The following is a 17,806-nucleotide window of genomic DNA, read 5'->3' as shown; positions in this document are numbered from 1 at the left end:
CATTGGGCGGTAGGAAGGGTTCCGGCGCAGGGTTCCGGCGTATGAGTCCTCGCGGACGGCGAGCGGTACGGCGAGCAGTGGCGAGCAGTAGGGAGTGCCGGGTGGGTCAGCCGGAGATGCAGCCCGAGGGGCCGGCGCGGGACGGTGGAGGCGGCGAGGGGGCGGCCGGGACGCGGCCGGGCGACCTGACCGGGCGGGCGTTTCCCCTCGGCGACTGGGCGCTGCCCGCCGAGCGGCTGGACGAGCTGTACCGGTGGGTGGAGCGGGGCGCGCTGGACACGGCGGCCTGGTATCTCGCGGACCGGGTGTGGAAGCGGCGGGCCGCCGTGCTGCTGCGGGGCGGGGCCGCGGTGGGGGCGGCCGCCGGGGCGGCGCTGCCGCTGCTCGACGTGTCCGGGGCGGTGGGCGGGGTCGCGCCCTGGGGGTATCTGGCGCTGCTGTGGGCGGTGGCGTGTGTGGTGGGCGACCGGTACTTCGGGGTCACGTCCGGGTGGATGCGGGACGTGGCCACGGCACAGGCGGTGCAGCGGCGGCTCCAGGCGCTCCAGTTCGACTGGGCGTCGGAGAGCGTGCGTGAGGTGCTGGGGCCGGCGGACGGCACGGCGAGCGAGGCGGCGGAGCGGTGCCTGCTGGTGCTGCGGCGGTTCTCGGAGGACGTGGCGGAGCTGGTGCGGGCGGAGACGGCGGACTGGATGGTGGGCTTCCGCCCGGGTCCTGCGCCGCTGGGGCCGCACGCCGCGGCGGCGGCCGACGGGCCCCGGCCGGAGAGCGGGGGCGCGGGGGGCACCGGGCGCTTCGCCGTCCCCCCGCAGAACGGCACGCGTCCGAACATGCCCCGCCAGCGCCCGCCGGAGCCCCGGTGACCACCGGTAGCGGGATCAGGTCCCGTCACTGGCGGGTGTAGACCAGGGCCTCGCCGGTGTCGTCGTTGGTGCGTTCCAGGCTGCCGTCGGGCAGCAGGGTGACCGTGGTGGACCCGCCCGGGGCGCAGCTGCCGGAGGGGCCGGTCCTGACCTGGGACGGGCCGAGCCGCAGCGGTCCGTCGGCGCCCGGCTCCGCGGTGAGGGCGGCGTCGAACACGCAGTGGTAGGTGCCGGTGTCCGTCGGCCCGTCCGCCACGAGGGTCATCACCGTGTCGCCGACCTCGCCCTGCGCGATGGTCAGCTTCCGGGGGTGCGTGCCGGAGGCGTTGTCGATGGTGGTCGCCCAGTCGCCCACGTAGCCGGTCGGGACGGTGCCCTCGTCGGCGGCCGGGGCGGTCGAACCGGTCGAGGGCGACCGGCCCGCCGTCGGTGAGCCCGACCCCGGGTCCCGCGGCGCGCCGGTGGACTGCGCGGGCGTGGGGTCGCCGCCCGCCCGGTCGTCGCCGTCCCCGCGCATCAGGGCGTAGACCGTGCCGCCCGCGCCCAGCGCGACGACCAGGGCGACGACGATCAGCAGCGCGGTGGAACGGGCGGTCCTGACCGGCTCGTGCGGCGGCCCGTACGGCGGCCCGTACGGGGGCGGTGGCCCCTGGGGCGGGGTGGGTCCGAGACCGCCGCCGTACGGATGCTGGTACCCGGGCTGCGAGGCGTGCCAGCCCGGGGCCGGGGCGCACCCGGGGACGGGCGGCCCGGTGTGACCGTGGGCCGTGGGCGGAGGCGTCGGCGGATGCTGACCCGCGACCAGGGTGGGCAGGTGGTCCACCGGAGTCCCCCCGCCACTCCCCGGCTCACGCGGGGGCGGCGGCCCGTCGAACGCGGAGCCGCCGGCCCTGGGGTCCTCGGGCCCGGGACCGCGGGACGCGGAACCACCGGAGCCGCAACCACCGGAGCCGGGGCCAGGGCCACCGGACGCGAAACCACCGGAGCCCGGGCCACCGGACGCCGGGTCGCCGCCCGAAGCAGCAGCCACGGCGCCGAGGCCCGCACTACCGGGCCCCGCGCCGCCGGGGCCCCCACCGCTCGGGCTCTCATCGCTCGGGCCCGTACCGTCAGGCCCGGCACTACCGGGCGCCGCACCACCGGGCACCACACCGTCATGCCACGCACCACCGGGGGCCGCGCCGTGATGCCCCGCACCACCAGGGCCCGCGCCGCCGGGCCGCCCACCGTCGGACACTGCACCACCAGTGCCCGCACCACCGGGGTCCGCGCCGCCGGACACCGCACCGCGGGGCCCCACACCGCCGGATCCCGCCGCACCCGAGCCCACACCCCCGGCTCCCGCCGCACCGGAGCCCGCCGCCGCGGCCCCGGCCGCGCCCTGCGGTTGCGGGGTGCTCGCGGGGTCCGGGGATTCCGGGTTTTCCGTGTCCAGTAGGCGGATCGCGTGGCGGCCGAGTTGGGCCACCAGGGCGCTGGGCAGCCATGGGTCGCGGGAGCGGCCGTAGGTGACCGTGTCCTGCGCGCCCGTGCGCTCCAGGACCTCGGCGAGACCCGGCCGCGCGGCGGGGTCCTTCCGCAGGCAGTCGCGTACGAGGTCGGCGATGCCCTCGGGCACGCCCTCCAGGTCGGGCTCCTCCTGCGCGATGCGGAACATCAGGGCGTGCACGCCGCTGTTCGCGGCGCCGAAGGGCAGCCGACCCGTGGCCGCGTAGGCGAGGACCGAGCCGAGGCAGAAGACGTCGCACGCGGGCGTGACACGGTCGCCGCGCACCTGCTCGGGCGCCATGAAGCCGGGCGAGCCGACGAGCGCGCCGGTGCGGGTGAGGCCGCCGTCGGACACCGTCTGCAAGGCGCGGGCGATGCCGAAGTCGATGACGCGGGGGCCGTCGATGGTGACCAGGATGTTGGACGGCTTGAGGTCGCGGTGGATGATCCCGGCGGCGTGGATGTCCTGGAGCGCGTGCGCCAGACCGGCGCCCAGCGTGCGGACCGAGCGTTCCGGCAGCGCGCCGTGGTCGTGCCCGACGACCTGCTGGAGGCTGGGCCCCGCGACGTACCCGGTGGCCACCCACGGCACGGCGGCCTCGGTGTCCGCGTCCAGTACGGGCGCCGTCCAGTACCCGCCGACCCGGCGCGCGGACTCGACCTCCTGCCGGAACCGCTCGCGGAACTCCTCCAGCGCGGCCAACTCCGCGCGCACCAGCTTCACGGCGACCGTGCGCCCGCGGTCCGAGCGGGCCAGATAGACGTGGCCCATGCCGCCCGCGCCCAGCCGGCCCAAGAGCCGATAGACCCCGATGTGTGGTGGGTCCCCGTCCCCCAGACTCCGCATGCTGCGCCGCCTTCCCCCGAACGTGAGCAACAGGGCGAGGATAGTGCGGAGCGGCCCCGCGGTGAGTCGCCGCTTGTCCACGGTTCCGTAACGGAGCCGCTCCCCCGCGTCGACAACGCGGCGACGACGCGTCGACACCCTGTCGTGGAAAGCCCCCGACCGCAGACAGGACGCCGATTCCGTTTCCGCATCGCGGACATCTACCCTCGGCCGCATGACCCCTCAGCCGAATCCCCAGGCCGGCGCCGCCGTGAAGGCCGCGGACCGCGCGCACGTCTTCCACTCCTGGTCAGCGCAAGAGCTGATCGACCCGCTCGCCGTCGCCCGCGCCGAGGGGTCGTACTTCTGGGACTACGAAGGCAAGCGCTACCTCGACTTCTCCAGCGGACTCGTCTACACCAACATCGGCTACCAGCACCCCAAGGTCGTCGCCGCGATCCAGGAGCAGGCGGCGAGGATGACGACGTTCGCGCCCGCGTTCGCCGTCGAGGCGCGCTCGGAGGCCGCGCGGCTGATCGCCGAGCGCACGCCCGGCGACCTGGACAAGATCTTCTTCACCAACGGCGGCGCCGACGCCGTCGAGCACGCCCTGCGCATGGCCCGGCTGCACACCGGCCGCCCCAAGGTGCTCTCCGCCTACCGCTCGTACCACGGCGGCACCCAGCAGGCGGTCAACGTCACCGGTGACCCGCGCCGCTGGGCCTCCGACAGCGGCACGGCCGGTGTCGTGCGCTTCTGGGCGCCGTTCCTGTACCGCTCGCGCTTCTACGCCGAGACCGAGGAGCAGGAGTGCGCCCGGGCGCTGGAGCACCTGGAGACGACGATCGCCTTCGAGGGCCCGGGGACGATCGCCGCGATCATCCTGGAGACGATCCCGGGCACCGCGGGGATCATGATGCCGCCGGCCGGTTACCTGGCCGGGGTGCGCGCGCTCTGCGACAAGTACGGCATCGTCTTCGTGCTCGACGAGGTCATGGCCGGTTTCGGACGCACCGGCACCTGGTTCGCGGCCGACCTGTACGACGTCGTCCCCGACCTGATGACCTTCGCCAAGGGCGTGAACTCCGGCTATGTGCCGCTGGGCGGCGTCGCGATCTCCGGCGAGATCGCCGCGACCTTCGCCGAGCGGCCCTACCCCGGCGGACTGACGTACTCCGGGCACCCGCTGGCCTGTGCCGCCGCCGTCGCCACGCTGAACGTGATGGCGGAGGAGGGCGTCGTCGAGCACGCCGCGCGGCTCGGCGGCGAGGTCGTGGAACCGGCGCTGCGGGAGCTGGCCGAGCGCCACCCGAGCGTGGGCGAGGTGCGCGGCACCGGCATGTTCTGGGCGCTGGAGCTGGTGCGGAACCGGGAGACCCGGGAGCCGCTGGTGCCCTACAACGCGACCGGGCAGGCGGCCGTGCCCATGTCCGCGTTCGCCGCCTCCGCCAAGGCGCACGGCGTGTGGCCGTTCGTGAACATGAACCGGACCCACGTGGTCCCGCCGTGCAACGTCTCCGAGGCGGAGCTGAAGGAGGGCCTCGCGGTCCTGGACACGGCACTGTCCGTGGCGGACGAGTACACGGAGTAGACGGCACGGGGCGGTGGGTCCGAGCGCGTAGGGTTGCGTGCTCGTACGCGGTAGACATGTGTACGAGTACGCCCCCGCACGCGACGAGGAGACGCCCGCCCATGCCCGGCCCCAGCGGCACCGGTGCCGTCACGCGCAGCACCCTGCGGCAGCAGATCGCCGACGCGCTCCGCGACGAGGTGCTGGCCGGGCGGCTCCAGCCGGGGCAGGAGTTCACGGTCAAGGAGATCGCCGAGCAGTACGGGGTCTCCGCGACGCCGGTGCGCGAGGCCCTGGTCGACCTGTCCGCGCAGGGGCTCCTGGACGCCGACCACCACCGCGGCTTCCGCGTCCACGCGTACTCGGTCGACGACTTCCGCGGCATGATCGAGGCCCGCAGCCTCGTGACCGACGGGATGTTCCTGGCCCTCGCCGCGGATCTGCCGGGCGGCCCCGACCCGGCCGACCCGCGCATCGCCGCCGCCCTCGCCGGGGTCCGCCGGCGCGGCGAGGAGGCCCAGCGCGCCGCCGCGGCCGGGGACCTGACCGTCCTGATCGGCTACGACCTGCGCTACTGGCGCGAGCTGGCCACCCTCTTCGGCAACCCCTACCTCTGCGACTTCCTGCACCGGCTGCGCGTGCAGAGCTGGGTGTGCACGGTGCAGCACCTGCGCCGGCTCAGCGCACTGCGCGGCGTGCTGTGGTCCGGGCACACCGAACTGGTCGACGCCCTGGCCCGGCGCGACGTCCCGGGCGCGCGGGCGCTCGTCGACGCGTACAACACCCACTCGCTGGCCCTCATCGAGGGGCTCGCCGCCGGATGAGCACCGCCGGACGTGTCGGGTCCGGCCCCGGATGGGTAAGGGACCTGCACGCGGGCGCGCACCGGCGCGCACCGACTACGCTGCCCTGATCCACCGTGCTGTGTGAGGAGCCCTCTTTTGGCCTGTGACCTGTGGCTGGTACCTCTCGTCGACGTCTTGTGCCACACGCCGGACAACCCGTTCGCCGAGGAACTCGCGCAATACGACAAGGTGCTGGCCGAGGCAGGGCTGCCGCCGGTGCCGGTGTACCAGTACATGCCGGGGCTCTCCGGCGAGGTCGCGCCGGTGGCCGGCTTCGACTACGACGCGCTGCACTTCCTGCGCCGGGCCCACCTGCTCCAGGTGTGCGGCCTCCCGGTGACGCCGGTGGACGAACTCGGCGGCGACTACGAGCAGTTGCTGGAGATGTTCGAGGCGACGGCGCAGCAGTCCCACCTGGTCTGGCACTACGACCACGCGGGCGCGTACGTCCCGGTCGACTTCCCGCACCCGCTCTCCAATGACGAACTCCTGGCGGGCGGCGGCCCCTTGGGCTCCTCGCACACCCTGCTGCGGGAACTGGAGGCCGTCGCCCCGGCTCTCGGCATCGACCCGGCCAACCCCCCGGCCCCGCCGCGGCCGCCGCTCGCCCCGACCGAGCTGGAGGAACCGGCGGTGCCCGCCCCGTACGACTCCAGTCCGTTCGCCCGGGAGCGGCACGTGTGGCTGGGGCTGCACGCGGCGGCGACGCGGAGCCTGGCGCAGGGGTCGATGATCGTCTTCAGCTGAGGCGCCGTCAGCCCAGCTGGGAGAGGCCCTTCGCCAGGTCGTCGCCGTTCATGATCGGGCAGAGGTCGACCTCGGCGTTCAGTTCCATGAGGAACGGCTCCCCGATCGGCGGCATCTGCGAGCTGTCCTGCATGTCGAAGACCAGCAGGGCGGTCCGCCGTCCGCCGAGGGTGCCGAAGTAGGCGGCCTCCGGCTTGAGGTGGTCGACGGTCTCCTTGATCAGGGCCTCCATCCTGCCGCTGCGGATCACCTCGTTCGCCTTCTCGGTGTCCAGCGTGGCCTTGAGCAGCACGCGCATCGCACTCACCTTCTTCTGCCGACGCGACGTGTACTCATTCAGCTTATGCCCGTGATGTCCAGTTCGTTCAGGCGAGCCGGTTCCGCGATCACGTCGATGCCGGTGATGCGGCCGTCGGCGGCGAAGTCGAAGCGGAGCACGACGCGCAGCCTGCCGTGCTCGGCCGTCGCCAGGCCCGCCCGGCCGTCGACGAGAACGACGGCGGCGGCCCTGGCCCGGCCCATCGAGGCCATCGCGCCCCTGGCCACCCGCTCCACACCGCTGACGGTGACGGGCTCGGGCGTCGGCACGACCGCCGCGTCGGCGCGCAGGACGACGTCCGGGTGGAGCAGGGCCACCAGCGCGTCGAAGTCGCCGCCACGGGTGGCCGCCAGGTAGGCGTCGACCGCGCGGCGCCGGCGCGGCAGGTCGGCGTCGGGCGCGGGCACGCCCCGGACCCGGCGGCGGGCGCGGCTGGCCAGCTGGCGGGTGGCGGCGGGAGTCTTGTCGAGCATGGCGGCGATGTCGTCGAAGGGCACGTCGAACATGTCGTGCAGGACGAACGCGAGCCGCTCGGCGGGCCCGAGGGTGTCCATGACGATGAGCAGCGCGATCCCGACCTCGTCGGCGAGCTGCACCTCCTCGGCCGGGTCCGCGCCGGCGCCGGTGACAGCCGGTTGCCTGCGCGCGCCGTCGTCCAGCGACTCCTCGCGGCGGGTGTCCCGGGCACGGAGCAGGTTGAGGCAGACCCGCGCCACGACCGTGGTGAGCCAGCCCGAGGGATTGGCCACCTCGGAGGTGTCCGCCCGGTCGGCCCGCAGCCAGGCCTCTTGGAGCGCGTCGTCCGCCTCGCCGAGCGAACCGAGGATCCGGTACGCGACCGCCCGCAGCCGGGGCCGGTCCCGCTCGAACTGGCGGGCCATGTCATCGGGTCGTCCGGGCACCGTACGGTTCCTTCCGCGTCCACCGGCCCTGGAGGGCGGGGCCCCCAAGTCAACCATCCGGCGTAACCCGGCCCCGCGAGGGCTCTCAGCGCACCAGTGTGATCCCCGGCGGCCACAGCACCCCGTCGGCCAGCAGCAGGGACGGCCCCAGATGGACGGGGCACACCCGCAGCGGCGCCCGCAGGTGCCGGGCGACCTCGAAGCGCGCCGGGTCCCCGCAGTCGCCGGGCCCGGTCCCGCCGCCGTACGGGCCCTGGCAGGAAGCGGCGCTGGAGCGGTCGGTCATGCCCCCGATCCGACACCACGGAGCGTGCCGGCGCCCGGCCAAGGGGGCCGAACGAAGGGTTACAGGGCGGTGGCGGCGTCGTCGAGGCCGATGCACTCGCGCTGCTGCGGGAGCCACTTCACGGCCGGGTCCAGGGCGGTGAGGATGCCGCCCACCTCCTCGCGCGGACCGGAGTACGTGAACTCCACGGCCGGTGAGCGGCCGTAGGTCCGCAGGACGCTCACGCCGTCGCGCTTGAGCCGGGCCTCGTCCAGGACCCAGTCGACGCCGTCGGCGGTGACGCAGAGGTTGACGTTGGGCTGCAGCTCTTCGGCGCCGCAGCGGAACACCGCCTTCTGGCCGCCCCAGGAGGCGACCGCGGTCCCCAGGGCCCAGTCGCGCGAGGCGCCGGGTATGTCGTCCGGGAGGCGGGAGATCACCCGGTCGCACTTGGGGTCGTCGGCGTGCGGGGCCGCGGACACGCGGTGGCCGTCGACGTAGAAGGCACCGCCGGTCACGGCGACGACCGCCACGGTCAGCCAGATCCACGTCCGGGTGGTGGGCTTCCGCATCTTCCGCTCGCTCCGTGCTGTCCGTGCTGTCCGTCCGCCGAAAGGCCATGAGGGTCCGCGGCTGCGGCCAGCGTAACCGCCGTCCCGACGCCGACGGCCGGGGCCCCGTGCGGGGTCCCGGCCGTCGGCGCGCGCGGGGTGCCTACAGGAACGAGTTGATCTCGATCGTCTCGTCCCGGCCCGGGCCGACGCCGATCGCGGAGATCGGGGCGCCGGACATCTCCTCCAGGGCCTTGACGTACGCCTGGGCGTTCTTCGGCAGGTCGGAGAACGACTTCGCCTTGGTGATGTCCTCGCTCCAGCCGGGCAGCGTCTCGTAGACCGGCTTGGCGTGGTGGAAGTCGGACTGCGAGTACGGCAGCTCCTCGACGCGCTTGCCGTCGATCTCGTAGGCCACGCAGACCGGGATCTGCTCCCAGCCGGTGAGGACGTCGAGCTTGGTGAGGAAGAAGTCGGTGAGGCCGTTGACGCGGGTGGCGTAGCGGGCGATCACCGCGTCGAACCAGCCGCAGCGCCGGTCGCGGCCGGTGGTGACGCCGCGCTCGCCGCCGATGCGGCGCAGGGCCTCGCCGTCCTCGTCGAACAGCTCGGTCGGGAAGGGTCCCGCGCCGACGCGGGTGGTGTACGCCTTGAGGATGCCGATGACCCGGCTGATCTTCGTCGGACCCACGCCGGCGCCGGTGCAGGCGCCGCCCGCGGTCGGGTTCGACGAGGTGACGAAGGGGTACGTGCCGTGGTCGATGTCCAGGAGCGTGCCCTGGCCGCCCTCGAAGAGGACCACCTTGTCGTCGTCGAGCGCCTGGTTGAGGACCAGAACGGTGTCGGCGACGTACGGCGCGAGCTTGTCGGCGTAGCCCAGCAGCTCCTCGACGACCTGGCCGGTGGCGATGGCACGGCGGTTGTAGAGCTTGGTGAGCATCTGGTTCTTGACGTCGAGCGCCGCCTCGACCTTCTGGGTGAGGATCGACTCGTCGTAGAGGTCCTGGACCCGGATGCCCACGCGGTTGATCTTGTCGGCGTAGGTGGGGCCGATGCCGCGCCCGGTGGTGCCGATCTTGCGCTTGCCGAGGAAGCGTTCCGTCACCTTGTCGACGGTGACGTTGTACGGCGTGATGATGTGAGCGTTGCCGCTGATCAGGAGCTTGGACGTGTCGACGCCGCGCTCGTTCAGCCCGCTCAGCTCGGAGAACAGGACCGACGGGTCGACGACGACGCCGTTGCCGATGACCGGCGTGCAGCCGGGGGAGAGAATCCCGGAAGGGAGCAGGTGCAGGGCGTACTTCTGGTCGCCCACGACTACCGTGTGGCCGGCGTTGTTGCCGCCCTGGTAGCGCACCACATAGTCGACGGAACCACCGAGCAGGTCCGTCGCCTTTCCCTTGCCTTCGTCACCCCACTGAGCACCGAGCAGCACAAGTGCGGGCACGCGCGTACACCCCTTCCGGGCGGGGCATGTCCATGGTCGAGGGCGTATGCGACGGGTTTCCGCCACGTACACCGCGACCGTCGTTGGCCGCCAACCGTCGGACCGGGTGCCCCGGAATAGACGAAGCCCCTGGCGCAACAGCGCAAGGGGCTCTTGCACAAAGATGCTACCCGAGGAAGCGAGGCATGGCCGAGGTGGCGACTTCCATGAGCTCTTCCGCGCACTCTTCCGCGAGGTCCGATCAGCTTCTGGTGGTCGTCGATCCGGTCGCCCGACGGCTGGACGGGGAGTCGGTCAGGATCGCGAAAGACGTGCTCAGCGCGGGCGCGGCGCATACGAAGGTGTGTCTGCCGGACAGCCCGGAGGAGTTCGCGCGGGCGCTCGGGCGGCGCGGCTCGCGGCGCCCGGTGGTGATCGGCGACGACAGCGCGCTGCTGCGGACGGTGGCCCTGCTGCACCGGCGGCGGGAGCTGGCGGGCTGCGCGCTGTCCGTGGTGCCGGTGGGGTCGGCGCTCGGCCTCGCCCGGTCCCTGGGGCTGCCGACGGGGGCGGTGGCGGCGGCGCGGGCCGTGCTCGACGGCGCGGAACGGCGCCTTGACCTGCTCGTCGACGACAGTGACGGGGTGGTCCTGGGTGCGGTGGGGATTCCGCCGCCTCCCGTGCCGGTGCCGGTGCGGGAGCGGGCGGAGACACACGCGGGGGCCGGGCACGGAACGGAGCCGGACGGGCCGGGGCCGGTCCGTCCCTGGCTGCGGACCTGTCAGTCGCTGGTCCGGACGCTGGCGGCCTCGCGTCCGGCCCGGACCGCCGTCGCGCCGGGAGCGGCCGGCCCGGCCCGGCTGCGGGTGGAGGTCGACGGGACGACGCTGGTGGACCTGGACCGGCCGGTGGCGGCGGTGACGGTGATGCCGGGCGCCGGCGGGGTGGCCGTGGTGGAGGTGCGGCCTCTGCCGGCGGACGCGCAGGCGGCGCCGCTGACGGCGAGCGGGCGGACGGTGACCGTGTCGGGGGCGCACTTCCGCTACCGGGCCGACGCGGTGGTGTGCGGGCCGGTGGGCACCCGGACGTGGGTGGCGCGCGAGGGGGCGTGGGGGCTGACGCTGCCGGCGGGGTAGGGGCGTCGTCCGTCGTTCATCGTCCGTCGTTCACCCCCGGCCGAACCGCTCCTCCCGGTGCACGCGCCAGCGTTCCATCATGGCCATGATCTCGCCGTCGACGAACTCGAAGAAGGCGAGCGTCTCGGCCATGCGCCGGCCGGCCGGGGTGCCGGCGCCGAGGCTGGTGACGCCCTCGCGCAGCGCGCTCTCCCAGCGCTTGATGATGGTCTCGCGGTTGGTGAGCGCCTCGTACCACTGGTTGCTGTGCACCCGGTAGCGCTCCCGGCGGGAGCCGGGTTCGCGCTCGCGCGCGACCATGTGCTGCTGCGCGAGGTAGCGCACGGCGCCGGACACGGCGGCCGGGCTGACCTGGAGGCGCTCGCCCAGTTCCGCGGAGGTCAGCGAACCGGAGTCGGAGGCCAGCAGCGCGGCGAAGACCCGGGCCGGCATGCGCTGCATCCCGGCCTCGACCAGCTGGGCCGCGAAACCCTCCACGAACTTGGACACCGCCTCGGGGTCGCGCCCCGCCTCGGCCGCTTCCGCCCGTTCCTTCGTCATCCGTCGATCATCTCTCACCCTGCGCCGCTCACCATCCTGACGGTTTCTTAACTTCACAAGTTTCTGAAAGTAGCGTACTTTCCGAAGCATGACGAAGGCAATCAGTGTCTCCGGACTCCACAAGTCGTTCGGACGCACGCACGCTCTGGACGGGCTCGACCTGGAGGTCGAGACCGGCGAGGTCCACGGCTTCCTCGGGCCGAACGGAGCCGGCAAGTCCACCACCATCCGCGTCCTGCTCGGCCTGCTGCGCGCGGACTCCGGCGCCGCGCAGGTGCTGGGCCGCGACCCGTGGGCGGACGCGGTGGAGGCACACCGGCGGATCGCGTACGTCCCCGGTGACGTGACGCTGTGGCGCAACCTCTCCGGCGGCGAGGTCATCGACCTCTACGGCCGGCTGCGCGGCGGACTGGACACCCGGCGGCGCGCGGAGCTGGTCGAGCGGTTCGAACTCGACCCGACCAAGAAGGGCCGCACGTACTCCAAGGGCAACCGGCAGAAGGTGGCCCTGGTGGCCGCCTTCGCCTCGGACGTCGACCTGCTGATCCTCGACGAACCCACCTCCGGTCTCGACCCGCTGATGGAGGAGGTCTTCCAGAAGTGCGTGGAGGAGGAGCGCGAGCGCGGCCGGACGGTGCTGCTCTCCTCCCACATCCTCAGCGAGGTCGAGGAGCTGTGCGACCGGGTCAGCATCATCCGCAAGGGGCGGACCGTCGAGAGCGGCTCGCTCGCCGACCTGCGCCACCTGACCCGCACCAGCGTCACCGCCGAACTCGCGGGCACCCCGAACGGCCTCGCCCACCTGCCGGGCGTCCACGACCTCGACGTCCAGGGCCACCGGGTCCGGCTCCAGGTCGACACCGACAAGCTGGACGCCGTGCTCAGGTCGCTGAGCGAGACCGGCGTGCGCTCGCTGACGTCGACGCCGCCGACGCTGGAGGAGCTGTTCCTGCGGCACTACCAGGCCGAGGACGCCGAAGACGCCGGGGACGCCGAGGGCGCGGAGTCCGGGGCGGAGGTGACGGCACGATGACCGCCACCGCCGACGCCCCCGCCACCGCCTTCGCGGCCCGGTCCGGAAGCACGCGCCACCTGGCCGGCACCGGCACGCTGCTGCGCTTCGCCCTGCGCCGCGACCGGGTGCTGATCCCGGTCTGGGTCGCGGTGAACACGCTCATGGTGCTGTCCATGCCGGGCACCATCAAGGGCCTGTACGGCACCGCGGCCGAACGCGCCGACCTGATGCGGCAGATGGAGACCAACCCCTCGCTGCGCGCCCTGGTCGGCCCCGTCTTCGACGACGGTCTCGGCGCGCTCACCGCTTGGCGCGTCGGCCTGTACGCCGGTGCGCTCGCCGCCGTGATGAGCCTGCTGATCGTCGTACGGCACACCCGGGACGAGGAGGAGAGCGGACGGCAGGAGGTCGTCGCCTCCGGAATGGTCGGCCGCCGAGCCCCGCTGACGGCGGCGCTGCTCGCGGCGGCGGTCGCCAACGCCGTCCTGGCCCTGCTGATCGCCGCCGGACTGGCCGGGCAGGGGGCGGTCGGTGCGCTGGCCCTCGGGCTCGGGGTCGCGGGCATCGGGATGCTCTTCGCGACGATGGCGGCGATCGTCGCCCAGCTCACCGAGAGCGCGCGGCTGGCCCGGGGCCTGACCGCGGCGGTGCTGGGCGGGGCCTTCGTGCTGCGGGCGGCGGGCGACTCGGTGACGGACGACGGGTCCTCGGTCCTGACCTGGGTGTCGCCGCTCGGCTGGCTGGAGAACCTGCGAGCCTTCGCCGGTGAGCGCTGGTGGGCCCTGCTGCTGATCGCGGGCGCGACGGTGGCGCAGGGAGCCGTGGCCTACGGTCTCGCCGGACGCCGGGACCTCGGCATGAGCTTCCTGCCGACCCGGCCGGGACCGGCCGCCGGGCGCCTGCGGACGGCAGGTGCGCTGGCCTGGCGCCTGCAACGCGGCGGCGTCCTCGGCTGGAGCATCGGCTTCTTCCTCGCCGGTCTCGTCTACGGCGGGATGACGGAGGGCGCGGCCGACCTGGTCGGGGACAACGAGCAGGCCCGCCGGATCATCGAGCGGATGGGCGGACAGGCCGGGCTCACCGACGCGTTCGTGTCGGCGATGGTCGGGATGCTCGGGCTGATCGCCGCGCTGTACGTCGTGGCGTCGGTGCTGCGGCTCAGCGGCGAGGAGACCTCCGGGCGGGCGGAACCGGTGCTCGCGGGCGCGGTGGGCCGGCTGCGGTGGGCCGCGGGCCACCTGGTGATCGCCTTCGGCGGCGCGGCGCTCATCATGCTGCTCGCCGGGCTCGGTTTCGCGGCCGGGTACGGGCAGGACTTCGGGCCGATCCTGGGCGCGTGTCTGGTGCAGTTGCCGGCGATCTGGGTGATCGGCGGGGCCGCGGTGCTGCTGCACGGGCTGCTGCCCCGGGCCGCGGTGGCCGCGTGGGCGGTCGCGGGCGGGGTGCTGCTGCTCGGGTGGGTCGGACCGGCGCTGGACGTGCCGCAGAGCGTCCTGGACGTGTCCCCGTACGGGCACCTGCCGAAGCTGCCCGGCGGGGAGATGGGCTGGTCGCCGGTGCTGGTGCTGCTCCTGATCGCGGTGGCGCTGGTCGGCGTGGGGCTCGCGGGACTGCGGCGGCGGGACCTGACGACCTGAGGTGAAACCGGCCGGGCGGGTGGGAGCGTCGGGGCAGGTATGGGTCGGGACGCGGTGACGGGTGGTGGCTGTGCGGTCTCCTTGGCCGGGGCCGTGGGTGCGGTGGTCGTCTGGTGGCAGACCGCACGCACCCAGCGACACCTCGGCAAGGAGTTCGAGAACAACGGGCAGGACTTCGGGGCCGTCCTCACCGAGCTGCCGTTGGTCTTCCTCGCCGGGGCCGTCGTGCCCGCCGTGCTCTGGGGGCTCGGCGCCTGGCTGCTGGGGCGGCGGCGACGGCGGTCGGCGTCCTCGGGGGCCTCAGATCTCCACGCGTAGCCCCGTCAGCCCGCGCATCACGAAGTTCGGCCTGCGTTCCGGTTCCGCCGCCAGGCGCAGCCCCGGGGCCCGCTCCAGCAGGGACGTCATGGACGCCGCCAGTTCGATGCGGGCCAGCGGGGCGCCGATGCAGTAGTGGATGCCGGCGCTGAAGGAGATGTGGGGGTTGTCCCGGCGGGTGAGGTCGAGGCGCTCCGGGTCGGTGAAGGCCGCCGGGTCGTGGTTGGCCGAGCCGAACAGCATCGCCACCTCCGCGCCGCGCGGCAGGGTCGTCCCGTCGATCTCGATCTCGTCCAGGACCCAGCGTTCGAAGAGCTGGAGCGGGGTGTCGTAGCGCATCAGCTCCTCCACGGCGGACGGGACCAGGGAGTGGTCGGCGCGCAGGGCCGCCAGCTGGTCCGGGTGGCGGAAGAGCGCCAGCCAGCCGTTGGTGGTCGCGTTCACCGTGGCCTCGTGACCGGCGTTCAGGAGCAGGACGCAGGTCGAGATCATCTCCTGCTCGGTGAGGCGGTCGTCCTCGTCGTGCGCCGCGATCAGGCCCGAGATCAGGTCGTCGCCGGGCTCCTTGCGCCGGGCCGCGATCAGTGTGCGCAGGTACTCGGAGAAGTCGAGGGAGGCCCGGACGGCCCTCGCCGCCGTCTCCTCGGACGGGTTCAGCTCGTACATCCCGCAGATGTCCGCCGACCAGGGGCGCAGCGGGGCCCGGTCGGACTCCGGGATGCCCAGCATCTCGGCGATCACGGCGACCGGCAGCGGCTCGGCCACGTCGGTGAGCAGATCGCCGCCGCCCGCCGCGACCAGCCGGGACACCAGGTCGTCCGCCAGCCCGTGCACATACGGCCTCAGCCGCTCCACGGTGCGCGGGGTGAACGCCTTCGACACCAGACGCCGGATGCGGGTGTGGTCCGGCGGCTCCAGGTCGAGCATGCCGTGGTCGTTGAGCGTGTGGAAGGGCTCCTGCTCCGGCGGGGGCGGGGTGCGGCCGAAGTCCTCGTGCGTGAAACGGTGCCGGTAGGTCCGGCCGAGCCGGCGGTCGCGCAGCAGCGCCGAGACGTCCGCGTGGTGCGGGACCAGCCATTGGTCGCTCGGCTCGTAGTAGAGCACGCGCCCCCGGGCCCGCAGCTCGGCGAAGGCGGGGTACGGGTCGGCGACGAAGGCGGGGTCCCACGGGTCGAACGCAGGGCCGGACGCACGAGCTTCAGCGGAGGCAGCCGTCATGGACGGACGATAGGCAACGACGAGCCGTCTGCGGAAGGGGACGGGCCCTAGCCCGGGGTGACCAGGCGGGCCTCGTAGGCGAAGACCGCGGCCTGGGTGCGGTCGCGCAGGCCCAGCTTCACCAGGATGCGGCTGACGTGGGTCTTGATCGTCGACTCGGCGACCATCAGGCGTTCGGCGATCTCCGCGTTGGACAGGCCCTGCGCGATCAGGACCAGGACCTCCGTCTCGCGTTCGGTCAGGTCGCCGTAGGCCGCCTGGGCCGAGGGCATCAGGCGCGGGGCGTCGGAGAGCTTGGAGAACTCGGTGATCAGGCGCTTGGTGATCGAGGGTGCGAGGAGGGCCTCGCCGGCCGCCACCACCCGGACGCCGTCCGCGAGCTGGCGGGCCGAGGCGTCCTTGAGGAGGAAGCCGGACGCGCCCGCGCGCAGCGCCTGGTACACGTACTCGTCCAGGTCGAAGGTGGTGAGGACCAGCACCTTCGAGGTGCCGTCCGCCGCCACGATCTCCCGCGTCGCCTCGATGCCGTTCAGCTCGGGCATGCGGATGTCCATCAGGACGACGTCCGGGGCCAGCTCGCGGACCTTCGCCACCGCCTCCCGGCCGTTGACCGCCTCGCCGGCGACCTCGATGTCCGGCATGGCGTTCAACAGGACCGAGAAGCCCTCGCGGACCATCATCTGGTCGTCGGCGATCAGTACGCGGATCGTCATGCTTCACCTTCGGTCTGCACGGTGACCGGCAGGAAGACCGCCACCTCGTACCCGCCGTCGTCCGTCGGTCCCGCCGTCATCTCGCCGTTCAGCATCGAGACGCGTTCGCGCATGCCGGTGATGCCGTGTCCGGCGCCGGGCGACGGCTTGACCAGGGTGTTGTGCGGGACGGCGGTGTTGACCACGCGCAGGCCCAGGCCGCCCAGGACGTAGGAGACCTCGACGCGGGCCGTCGCGCCGGGCGCGTGGCGCAGGCTGTTGCTGAGCGCCTCCTGCACGATCCGGTACGCCGACAGCTCCACACCGGGCGGCAGCTCGCGCACCGCGCCGGTCACCGCCTTGTCCACGGCCAGGCCCGCCTCGCGCACATTGGCGAGCAGGGCGTCCAGGTCGGCGAGCGTCGGCTGCGGGGCGTCCGGAGCCTCGTAGTCCTCGGCGCGGACGACTCCGAGGACGCGGCGCAGTTCGGTGAGGGCCGCCACCGCGTTCTCCCGGATGGTGGCGAAGGCCCGCTCCAGCTCCTCCGGCGGATTCTCCACCCGGTAGGGCGCGGCCTCCGCCTGGATGGCCACCACCGACATGTGGTGCGCGACCACGTCGTGCAGCTCGCGGGCGATGGTGGTGCGCTCCTCCAGCAGGGTCCGCCGGGACCGCTCGTGCGCGGTGACCGTCTGCTGGGCGGTCACCTCTCTGCGGGCGGCCTGCCGTATGTGCCAGAGACAGACCACGAGCAGGGCGAACGCGGACGTCACCATCATGGGCCCGCTGTTCGTGTAGGAGTGCGTCCCGCCGAAGAAGACGTCCGAGAGGAAGGCGTACCCGCAGGTCAGGACCCACATCCAGACGGCGGTGCGGGGCCGGGTGCGCAGCGCCACGACGATCAGCACCGCGAGGTGGCACACGAACGCGCCGGGTATCCACGGCCAGTCCCACCCGGAGCCGTTGATCAGCGCGACCAGCGGGGTCACGGCGAGGGACAGCCAGAACGCGCCGATCGGCCGCAGCAGCGTGGCGAGCACCGGCAGGGCGCACAGGACGCCGGTCAGCAGGGCCGCCGCGTCACCGCCGGGCAGGCCACCCGAGAACGTGCCGACGACGAAGGCGAGGAACGCGGTCGCCCCGACCACCGCGTGCGGGAGGTACCGCGCGTCCGAGCGCAGCCTGCCGGGCAGCCGGCGGACGACCGGGCCGTCCGTGTGCCGGGGCGGCAGGACGCGGTAGGCGAAGGGGTCGTGGAACAGGTCCTGGCGCAGTCCCCGCAGGGACGTCCGGACCAGCCGGTACTCCTGGCTGCGGGTCCCGCCCTCGTGCTGCTGGTGCGTCGTCTCGGTCACGCTCACACGGTAGGCCGACCGGGGGTGGCCGGTCGTCCCCGTGGAGAGGGGTTCCCGGGCATCCGTCTCAAGTACTACGGGGGCCACTCGGCG

The 17,806-nt window shown here is 73.6% G+C and carries 18 protein-coding genes; 8 read left to right on the top strand and 10 right to left on the bottom strand.

Annotation, left to right across the window (positions count from 1 at the left end; translation table 11 throughout):
* Positions 1–101 precede the first annotated feature (101 nt).
* The gene (locus tag ACIRGB_RS05635) at positions 102–863 is read left to right on the top strand and encodes an SLATT domain-containing protein (protein WP_403858942.1); all 762 of its coding nucleotides are present in this window, start codon (positions 102–104) and stop codon (positions 861–863) included.
* A 25-nt stretch (positions 864–888) separates the two neighbouring features.
* Here ACIRGB_RS05635 and ACIRGB_RS05630 read toward each other — a convergent pair whose 3' ends face one another.
* Positions 889–3,198 carry a serine/threonine-protein kinase gene (locus tag ACIRGB_RS05630; RefSeq protein WP_403858940.1) on the bottom strand — a complete coding sequence of 770 codons (2,310 nt, stop codon included), beginning with the start codon at positions 3,196–3,198 and terminating at the stop codon, positions 889–891.
* A 214-nt stretch (positions 3,199–3,412) separates the two neighbouring features.
* On the opposite strand from ACIRGB_RS05630, the gene ACIRGB_RS05625 reads away from it, so the two are divergent.
* The 3 genes from ACIRGB_RS05625 (at position 3,413) to ACIRGB_RS05615 (ending at position 6,339) form a co-directional block, all read left to right on the top strand.
* Positions 3,413–4,768 carry an aspartate aminotransferase family protein gene (locus ACIRGB_RS05625; protein WP_403858938.1) on the top strand — a complete coding sequence of 452 codons (1,356 nt, stop codon included), beginning with the start codon at positions 3,413–3,415 and terminating at the stop codon, positions 4,766–4,768.
* A gap of 101 nt (positions 4,769–4,869) precedes the next feature.
* A complete protein-coding gene (locus ACIRGB_RS05620; protein WP_403858936.1) occupies positions 4,870–5,571 on the top strand; it encodes a GntR family transcriptional regulator in 702 nt (233 codons plus the stop codon).
* Between the two features lie 117 nt (positions 5,572–5,688).
* Positions 5,689–6,339, top strand: coding sequence for a hypothetical protein (locus ACIRGB_RS05615; RefSeq protein ID WP_403858934.1), 651 nt, complete (start codon positions 5,689–5,691; stop codon positions 6,337–6,339).
* A 7-nt stretch (positions 6,340–6,346) separates the two neighbouring features.
* On the opposite strand, the gene ACIRGB_RS05610 is transcribed toward ACIRGB_RS05615, so the two are convergent.
* From ACIRGB_RS05610 to ACIRGB_RS05590, 5 genes are all read right to left on the bottom strand, one after another.
* Positions 6,347–6,637, bottom strand: coding sequence for a hypothetical protein (locus ACIRGB_RS05610; RefSeq protein WP_403858932.1), 291 nt, complete (start codon positions 6,635–6,637; stop codon positions 6,347–6,349).
* Between the two features lie 38 nt (positions 6,638–6,675).
* Positions 6,676–7,560 (bottom strand): sigma-70 family RNA polymerase sigma factor, encoded by an 885-nt coding sequence (locus ACIRGB_RS05605; protein ID WP_403858930.1) that lies wholly within the window; start codon positions 7,558–7,560, stop codon positions 6,676–6,678.
* Positions 7,561–7,645: 85 nt separating this feature from the next.
* The gene (locus ACIRGB_RS05600; protein ID WP_403858928.1) at positions 7,646–7,846 is read right to left on the bottom strand and encodes a hypothetical protein; all 201 of its coding nucleotides are present in this window, start codon (positions 7,844–7,846) and stop codon (positions 7,646–7,648) included.
* A gap of 59 nt (positions 7,847–7,905) precedes the next feature.
* On the bottom strand, positions 7,906–8,397 hold the full coding sequence (locus ACIRGB_RS05595) for a DUF3515 family protein (RefSeq protein WP_403858926.1): 492 nt from the start codon (positions 8,395–8,397) through the stop codon (positions 7,906–7,908).
* Positions 8,398–8,539: 142 nt separating this feature from the next.
* Positions 8,540–9,823 carry an adenylosuccinate synthase gene (locus ACIRGB_RS05590; RefSeq protein WP_003975310.1) on the bottom strand — a complete coding sequence of 428 codons (1,284 nt, stop codon included), beginning with the start codon at positions 9,821–9,823 and terminating at the stop codon, positions 8,540–8,542.
* A gap of 185 nt (positions 9,824–10,008) precedes the next feature.
* Here ACIRGB_RS05590 and ACIRGB_RS05585 point away from each other — a divergent pair, with 185 nt between their 5' ends.
* Complete coding sequence (locus ACIRGB_RS05585) at positions 10,009–10,938, top strand: diacylglycerol kinase family protein (RefSeq protein WP_403858923.1); 930 nt, start codon at positions 10,009–10,011, stop codon at positions 10,936–10,938.
* Between the two features lie 30 nt (positions 10,939–10,968).
* Here the strand turns inward: ACIRGB_RS05585 and ACIRGB_RS05580 are convergent, their stop codons facing one another.
* The gene (locus ACIRGB_RS05580) at positions 10,969–11,478 is read right to left on the bottom strand and encodes a GbsR/MarR family transcriptional regulator (RefSeq protein WP_403858921.1); all 510 of its coding nucleotides are present in this window, start codon (positions 11,476–11,478) and stop codon (positions 10,969–10,971) included.
* An 88-nt stretch (positions 11,479–11,566) separates the two neighbouring features.
* Between ACIRGB_RS05580 and ACIRGB_RS05575 the strand changes: the two genes are divergently transcribed.
* Genes ACIRGB_RS05575 through ACIRGB_RS05565 form a run of 3 tightly spaced genes read left to right on the top strand, consistent with a single transcriptional unit; the run spans position 11,567 to position 14,448 of the window.
* Complete coding sequence (locus ACIRGB_RS05575; protein WP_403858919.1) at positions 11,567–12,511, top strand: ATP-binding cassette domain-containing protein; 945 nt, start codon at positions 11,567–11,569, stop codon at positions 12,509–12,511.
* Positions 12,508–14,130: an ABC transporter permease gene (locus ACIRGB_RS05570; RefSeq protein ID WP_403858917.1), complete on the top strand. Its 1,623-nt coding sequence runs from the start codon at positions 12,508–12,510 to the stop codon at positions 14,128–14,130. Before ACIRGB_RS05575 ends, ACIRGB_RS05570 begins: the two co-directional genes overlap by 4 nt.
* Before the next feature lie 39 nt (positions 14,131–14,169).
* A complete protein-coding gene (locus ACIRGB_RS05565) occupies positions 14,170–14,448 on the top strand; it encodes a hypothetical protein (protein ID WP_403858915.1) in 279 nt (92 codons plus the stop codon).
* Here ACIRGB_RS05565 and ACIRGB_RS05560 read toward each other — a convergent pair.
* From ACIRGB_RS05560 to ACIRGB_RS05550, 3 genes are read right to left on the bottom strand one after another with little or no spacing between them, the layout of a single operon-like run.
* On the bottom strand, positions 14,431–15,666 hold the full coding sequence (locus ACIRGB_RS05560) for a cytochrome P450 (RefSeq protein WP_403858913.1): 1,236 nt from the start codon (positions 15,664–15,666) through the stop codon (positions 14,431–14,433). The two genes, ACIRGB_RS05565 and ACIRGB_RS05560, sit on opposite strands and share 18 nt — an antisense overlap.
* Before the next feature lie 47 nt (positions 15,667–15,713).
* Positions 15,714–16,379, bottom strand: a complete 666-nt coding sequence (locus ACIRGB_RS05555; RefSeq protein ID WP_403858911.1) for a response regulator — start codon at positions 16,377–16,379, stop codon at positions 15,714–15,716.
* Positions 16,376–17,800 carry a sensor histidine kinase gene (locus ACIRGB_RS05550; protein WP_403858909.1) on the bottom strand — a complete coding sequence of 475 codons (1,425 nt, stop codon included), beginning with the start codon at positions 17,798–17,800 and terminating at the stop codon, positions 16,376–16,378. The genes ACIRGB_RS05555 and ACIRGB_RS05550 overlap by 4 nt, the downstream gene beginning before the upstream one ends.
* Between the last annotated feature and the right edge of the window lie 6 nt (positions 17,801–17,806).

This window comes from Streptomyces sp. NPDC102490, assembly GCF_044765285.1.
Taxonomy (GTDB): domain Bacteria; phylum Actinomycetota; class Actinomycetes; order Streptomycetales; family Streptomycetaceae; genus Streptomyces.
The sequence above is the reverse complement of the archived record's forward strand: the minus strand, read 5'-3'. Positions and strand labels throughout refer to the sequence as shown.